5 protein-coding genes are annotated in these 7,512 nt (G+C 41.4%); 2 read left to right on the top strand and 3 right to left on the bottom strand.

Annotated features, from left to right (window positions below):
* From GXO74_00475 to GXO74_00465, 3 genes are all read right to left on the bottom strand, one after another.
* A partial coding sequence (locus GXO74_00475) for an FAD-dependent thymidylate synthase (GenBank protein ID NOZ60133.1) occupies positions 1-716 on the bottom strand: 716 nt, incomplete at its 3' end.
* A 626-nt stretch (positions 717-1,342) separates the two neighbouring features.
* Positions 1,343-2,107 carry a DUF1670 domain-containing protein gene (locus GXO74_00470; GenBank protein NOZ60132.1) on the bottom strand — a complete coding sequence of 255 codons (765 nt, stop codon included), beginning with the start codon at positions 2,105-2,107 and terminating at the stop codon, positions 1,343-1,345.
* Positions 2,104-2,925 (bottom strand): DUF1670 domain-containing protein, encoded by an 822-nt coding sequence (locus GXO74_00465; protein ID NOZ60131.1) that lies wholly within the window; start codon positions 2,923-2,925, stop codon positions 2,104-2,106. Before GXO74_00465 ends, GXO74_00470 begins: the two co-directional genes overlap by 4 nt.
* Before the next feature lie 675 nt (positions 2,926-3,600).
* Here GXO74_00465 and GXO74_00460 point away from each other — a divergent pair.
* Together GXO74_00460 and GXO74_00455 are read left to right on the top strand one after the other, a co-directional pair.
* Positions 3,601-5,922, top strand: coding sequence for a T9SS type A sorting domain-containing protein (locus GXO74_00460; protein ID NOZ60130.1), 2,322 nt, complete (start codon positions 3,601-3,603; stop codon positions 5,920-5,922).
* A gap of 40 nt (positions 5,923-5,962) precedes the next feature.
* The gene (locus GXO74_00455; protein NOZ60129.1) at positions 5,963-7,474 is read left to right on the top strand and encodes a T9SS type A sorting domain-containing protein; all 1,512 of its coding nucleotides are present in this window, start codon (positions 5,963-5,965) and stop codon (positions 7,472-7,474) included.
* The last annotated feature ends 38 nt before the right edge of the window (positions 7,475-7,512 follow it).

Here is a 7,512-nt window from a genome sequence, read left to right as displayed (position 1 = left end):
TCAAACGCCTCCCAAGTGATCGGCACCGCCATTTTCACGATGTCGGCGATTTTTTCGGCATAAACTCTGATTTCGTATTGCGCGGTCGAATCAAGACGCAATTTGAGAAAATGGAGCAAATTGTGGAGATTGATTTTCCAGTACCACTCGGTGTAAAGAGAAATCGGCAGGTGGATGCGGGCTAACTCTCGGGCAATTCCCATTTCCTGCAATTTTTCGTAATCTTCCCAGGCTTCGGAATGGTGTTTTTTAAGAATTTCCAGAACTTCGCGCCGAATTTCCGGCGGTACGGTCTCGTCGTCCCGGCCCTGACGGTTGCTGGCGGACTGTTTTCTGATCATCTGCGGTTCTGGCAGGTAAAATTCGTCCAGCGCCTGGGAGTAACGCAGCGAATATTCGTTAACACTTGCAGTGCGATGGCGAATCCACTGCCGGGCGACAAAGATCGGCATTTTGCAGTGAAATTTGAACTCCACCATCTCAAACGGTGAAGTGTGCTGATGCCGCAAAAGATAACGGATGAGCCCGCGATCCTGCCGCACTTTTTTTGTCCCCTCGCCGTAGGAAACGCGCGCCGCCTGCACGATCGCCGCGTCCGAGCCCATGTAGTCAATTAGCCGAACAAATCCTCTGTCCAAACATTTAAACTGCTTCCCCAAAATCGCGTCCAATTCCGGTGACGAAGGCCTTTCAATTTTATTTTCAGATTCTGCCATAAATTTTTTCCTTCTGTGAATTCTCGATTTAAAATATAGAAAAAAGTTTGGTAAGAGTCAAATAGTTTTTGAGGGTTGGAGATTTTCGTTGGTTTAGTTATGTAGGAATGAAAAATCTTTGCGAAGGTTCCGAACCTTCGCAAGGGTTACTGAAATGTCTAATTTTCACTTGATTTTTTGTGTTTATTTGTTTTTATTAGACAAATAATGTAACTATACGAGCCTCGAAGGAGCCAGGGCTCAAAGATTTATATTCAGAAAAAAATAATTCCTTTGGCAATCGCTTTTAAAACAAAATTATGAATGACCAATTGAAAATTTTTAAGTAAAATAGCAACAAAAGACAATAAAAGCCTTACGGCTTAATTCCGAAATTGTATTGGAGTTAAGGCGTCAACCTTTTAAAAACAACAAGTTAATACCTAATGTCCGATTTTTACTAGCCATTCGCATTACTAATTTAGACTTGAGTCTGGGTAGCTGATAGGTGCCAGAGGTTAAGTGGTTGCAGTGTTCCCAGTTACAATGAGAATTTTAACATTGAATCCCGAAGGGATTCCACATTTGTAGAAAGTTGAAAATAGAGCCGATTTGAACTCCGAAGTTAATGCCATATGGCAACCAAGTCAAGGATTTTTTTGATTATTGTCGATATCTTCTAATATTTGGAAATAGTTTTTAATGAGATTTTTTGATAAGCCAGTTGCTCTTGACGTAAATTCGACATCATGATTATCTCTAAAACAATATTGTACTCTGTAAAAATTTTTTAGATATCGGTCAACCGCACGTAGGGTATGCTTAGTTTCTTTAGCAACGGTTAACGGATCTTTTTTTTCAATGACTACTTTTTTAATAATTAATTCTTTATGAGAAATACAAGTTCCCATATCTTGAATGGATCCTGTGGTGGGCAAGATGGTATTATGCTCTTTCTCATATTTTTTTCGACAAGTGGTAAGAAAGCTAGCGTGGCGCCAGGAAAACAAGCCGACATCTCTCATGGATAACAAAGCGCCTTGTTCGTAGGCTTCCTTGAGAATCCGAGCTAAAGCGTGATCTCTAATTTTGGCCATTGGGACGCCATTTTTGAGTTTTTCAATATCCTCTTCGGAAATAAGTGTTAAGATCACCGGGACAAATTTACATTTTTTAGAATCAGGTCTGGTTGACTTGTCGACAGCATTCCAGACGATTTGTCCTGGTTTGACTCGATCTTTTAAAGGTAATGTGTTATCCAAGATATCAATCAATTCATTCACTAATTTTTCTCTTAAAATTGGCCCAAAGAAATTAGGAAATTCGCGTTTAAAGAAATTATCCAATATGCCCGATAGAAAACGGGTTTCAGCAGAGCGATATCTTTTTATATATCCAGGGGTGGGGATCATTGTCTTTTCTCCGTCTTTGGTGAGATGGTTAGACTTTTTTTTAAAAAAGTGTTCAATTCTTGAGTACGATGTTCGGCAAAATCGATCTGGTTGTATATTTTAATATATTGCTCAACTAAAGCTGAAGACAATCGGAGTAAAAATGCGATTCGATTAACATCATAGCCTTCATTGGCAAGAGCAATTGTTCTTTTAAATTTGTCGATATAGTTTTGCACAGCTCGTAAGCAATGATGGGTGTCTCTTTTAATTTCAGAGTATTCTTTACCTTGCGCCCACAGTTTAATGATCATCAGTTTATGGGTTATCGTTCTCCCCATATCTTTAACGGTGGAGCGCAACGGGATAAAGATGTTTTGTTTTCTGAAATAATCTAGATCACGACAGATCGTCCGCTGTCCACAATTAAAAATACGATAAGCTAAATCCTCAACCGTTAATAAACCGCCCTGGTCAAAAGCTTCTTGACACACGCGTTCGATCTTGTGGCGTCTTAAGCCAACGACACCATACTTTTTACGAATAGCAAGATCCTCATTGTCATCGTTGAGTGTTAGCGTAACCGTGACCTGTTTTGCTTCAGAGAGCTTTTGGGAAGGTCTGGCTTCGATGGACATCAGTTGCAAACGTATTTGCCCGGGTTTTAATGTGACATTTGTTTCAAAATAACAATCAAAAACTTTATATACGGTTTCCAAAATAGCTGAAGCTTCAAATGGAGAACAATTTAAACCATGAATAATTTCATTTGTAAATTGTATATCGAGATTCTTGCTTTCAAGACGATCCCATTTTGTTAATGAACTGTTGTTAATCATATGACAACCTCCGCTAAAATCTGATGAATAATTTCGCAAATTCAGTAATCCTACGGATTACTGACTGATGTCTTAAGATAATAATTATTATCTTAACTATCAAGTTGCCATATGGCACAACCGAAGGAGTTCAACAAAAAAATTATCACGGCTATCGAGCAACATATTTTTTTATAATACAACAATGTTCAACCCCTTCGGTTGTGGATTTCCATGTTTTTCTTATTTTTCTACAACACAAGACCGCCTTTGGCGTTCTTGTGTACAATAAAAATTTGAGCCAATATTACTTTGGCTTCTATATGACATTTTCTATCATTTGTGGTTTTCAATACGACCTTTAATTATCACAATTATGTCAGAACAAAGTTAAAACAGTATTAGTCCGTTTTTAGAGTAGACTCACCCATTGAAAATAAAATAAAGTTAAAATTTTTTGTTTATTCTAAAGCAAGATACATCACGAAAAAGTACACCTGATTGTCCCAACAAGTACAAAGTGAAATAGACTTTTTCAAATTTGAATTCCTTAAAACGATTCTGGCCTTTAAAAACCAGAGGTTTACATCTATTGAAAAATTTTGGCCTGCTATTTGTAGTTTTGGTTCTCAAAAAGGCGCAACCCTTTTGCGTAAACGATTACCATCCTCAATTCCCATGAAAAGGAGCTCAATCATGAATCCTCAAAAAACTTTTTCCACAGACCTTTTCAAAACCAACAAAATTTTCTTATTCACAATTACAACCATGCTTTTATTTTTTATTGCTATCCAGCAAACTTTTGCCGGGCCGCCCCAATTTAATCCTGTCGGCGAGGAACGATACATGAATTCCAATATCTTTGTCGTCGAAGGAAATGAAGTTTCATTTACGATTTCAGCGGAAGATCCGGATGGCGACGCACTCGTTTACTCTGCTTTGGATGTACCGAGCTGGGCGACTTTTAATGCTTCGACGGGCGTTTTTTCCGGCAGCGCACCTTATTGGGCGGATGATTACAGTACAAGGGAAAATCAGCATAACGTTTATGATGTTGCTTTTGAAGTAACCGACGGCACATACACCGTGAAGAAAATTGTCTCCATTTATGTGATTGACGCAGCATGGCCAGAAAAGACAGTTGCTGAATTAGTCGCTGAGCGCCCTATCAAAGCCGGCGGCGAAATCGGTACGCCGGTAGAAATTACCGCTGTTCAGGAACAGACAATACAATCAAGCTATGGCGGCGGAAAAACGTTGCGAAAAATCACTTTTGCTTTTACCAGTCAGGTTCCTGACGTTGACGGTTGGGAAAGCGACTGGGAATCGACGATAAATTACGTCTTTTTGCCGCAAACCCTTGCCGTAGAAAACGTCGGCGCTGTGATTGAAGGCAGCTATGCCCAAAATTTTGGCGATAGTGAGTTAGCAGAACGCGCCTGTGCAGAACTTGATTTGCCCGTGCTGATAATCGATCGCAGTTGGCCCTGGGATCAAGGCCATAATCTCATGGAAAAGTATGACAGTTTGGCTGTGGTGAAACGTGATCCGGAATATCTGTTTTATACCTTCACTACGGGGCATTACTTGCGCTCCATTGATGCCTTAATTACAGTCATCAACCAAAAAACAGACTGGCAGGTTTCTTACGACAATTTTAAAGTTGTATTTACAGGCCACTCCAAATTCGGGCACTCCTGCTATAATGTTGCCGCCGCAGCACCAGACAGAGTTGCCGGATTTATGGCGAACGGATGCACCATCATCGACACCGGCGCCAGCCGACTACTCGGAGAAATTCAGGGCGCGATTGGTACAAAACCCGAAGCGTTTGTCAATTACCGCGCTGTTTTGGAACGATACTATTTTGAATCACTGAAGATTATGGATCAAATGGACCAAAACGTCAAGGCGTTAATTATTCAGGGCACAGATGACGACAAAAATCGCGACACCGGATACACTCCCAAATACATCATGCTCACGGCTGACAAACAGGCAACTATTTCGCACGCCATCGGTTGTCTCGCCAACGCACCGCATACGACGCAAACGCCACTTCATGCCACTTATTGGACAACCTGGCTGGCTCACTGTCTTTTGGATCGCCCGCTTACCCACATCGATTCGGTTTATCACTATTTTGACGGCAGTAAGCTGATTGTCACGGCGAAAATCTCCGGAGAAACTACAGTCCACAAAGTTGTTCTCTGGGCCACGGATCAGAGCGATTTGGATGTCAGTTCCTGGAACGGATTTACCAATTACTCGATGTCTTTGAACGGCGATGTTTACACGGCAGAAATTCCCGCGAACTCTACCGCCTATTTTGTCGAAGTCCGCGACGAAGCCGGTGACGTTCCGGGCTTGATCGCTTCGCCGCCGCTGCCGGTGGACAAGGATTATCCGACAATGCCGCAACCTCCCGGCGAAATCGCAAACCTTCGGGCCGAAACAGGATCATCAAACATCGTTTTGAATTGGACTAATCCGAACGACACAGATTTTTGCGGCATTGTCATTCGCTGTGGCACCACAAATTATCCGGAGAGCCCGGTATCGGGCGAACTGATTTATGATGGTAATGGCACGACAGCAACGCACAATGTTTCCACAGAGACTAATCTTTACTATACGGCATTCACCTACGACTCCAACGGAAATTACAGCAACGGCGTCAATTTGTTAATTCAAGGGACTACTGGCGTTCAAAATGATGACGCTGCAAAACTGCCCGCTCATTTTGAATTAAATCAAAATTATCCCAATCCATTCAATCCGGAAACAACCATCCGCTTTCAATTGCCTGTGTCCAGCAATGTTACTCTTAAAATTTATGATTTATTGGGCAATGAAATTTGCACGCTGATCGACGGAGATAAGGTGGCAGGAGTTCATTCCGCAATCTGGGATGGCAAAAATAATTCGGGACAAAAAGTAGCGTCTGGTATTTATTTTTATCAAATTAAAGCTGGAAATCAATTTTCGCAAACGAGGAGAATGCTGTTTCTAAAATAATTAAAAAAAATAGCCTTTCTCAAAAAAGTCGGAGAAAAATATGAGTCGCTTATTTTCTTTCTTGACAATTATTCTATTGGTTGCTACTGTCGCTTTTGCTGGTAATATTTCTAAAGGTATCCGAATTTCATACAACATAACAGACAATCAAATTCAATTCATCGACAGTCATTTTGATTTTGTGATGACACCATTTTTAAGCCATGAAATCCGCCAGTCTTTTCAAAAACCCAAATTGCTCCTCTACCGCTCGATACAGGGCACATGGGAAGGATTCAATCAATTCGACTGGGCGCATATCGATTCTAACGAAAACATGTTCTGTCATAGCGACAGCGCGAACCTGTCGCCCGCCACAAGAATTTTAACCCGCTGGAATTCATGGCTGATGGACGGAAATGACCTCGTGAACAGGACCGCTGGCGACGCAATGAACCATTGGGTGAATTATTATGCGGTAACCGCTTCCTCTCAAGTTTATTCTTACAACTACGACGGTCTTTTCATTGATTCGGCGGGCCATAAACTCGGAGAGACAGCAGTTTACGGAAATATGCCCTGGAACTATTCGCCCGACACCTGGCGCGATGGACGATACGCAGCATTGCAATTCATCAAATCCTATCTGCCCGACAAAACAGTCATTTTTAACGGACTTCATTCCGACAATGGCGCGGATTCCAGTCTCACTTTCACGGACGGCGGCATGTGGGAAGATTTTGTTTATGATATCGACAATGGTTCTTACAAAGGCGGAAAAAAATGGTGGGATGCCATTCAATGTATGCAAAATAATCACGATGATTCTTATCTCGTATTGGTCGTAAAAAAACCGGGGTTAATTGATGACATTCAAGCACGAATATTTTCCGTTGCCAGCTACTTGCTCGTCAGCAATTCCAATGTCGTTTTATCTTTATCTGACTGGTCACATCAAGTAACGGTACAGTACTACCCCGAATATGATCTCTCGTTGGGTGACGCGGCGGAAGATTTTTACGCGCAAGAAGACTCCCTTTTTATTCGAAAATTTGAACACGGCTTAGTAATTGTAAATCCGTATGCTTCGAGTTCGAAAGTCTTTTCACTGGAAAAGGAATACCAAAAAATTATTCCTATCGGCGGTGGCGTTGTAGATTCAGCAGGCTTTTATGACGGCTACCTCTCTTACGAAACAATCAACGGAGATGTTGAAATTCCACCCATAAGTGGTCTCATCCTAAAAGATTCGCTGGCGACGACGATCAAAAAAAATCCTCCCTCTGCAATAAACGACTTTGCATTGTCTCAAAATTACCCCAATCCGTTTAATTCGTCAACGACTATCCGCTACCAGCTTGCTCGAGCAGGAAGAGTTGAAATTGCAATCTATAATGTATTGGGCGAAAAAATTCGATCTTTGGTGAATGAGGAGAAGCAGAGCGGAACTCATTCGGTTGTCTGGGACGGAAAAGATGATACGGGAAATCTGGTAAGTACCGGTGTTTATTTTTACCAATTAAGGGTTAACGATACTCGATCTTATGTTAGGAAATTATCGTTTTTGAAGTAATGGAAAAACGAAAAGGCTCATTAACATTCACAGCCGGA

Source organism: Calditrichota bacterium (assembly GCA_013152715.1).
Lineage (GTDB): Bacteria > Zhuqueibacterota > Zhuqueibacteria > Thermofontimicrobiales > Thermofontimicrobiaceae > 4484-87.
This window is presented reverse-complemented; position numbering and strand designations above follow the sequence as displayed.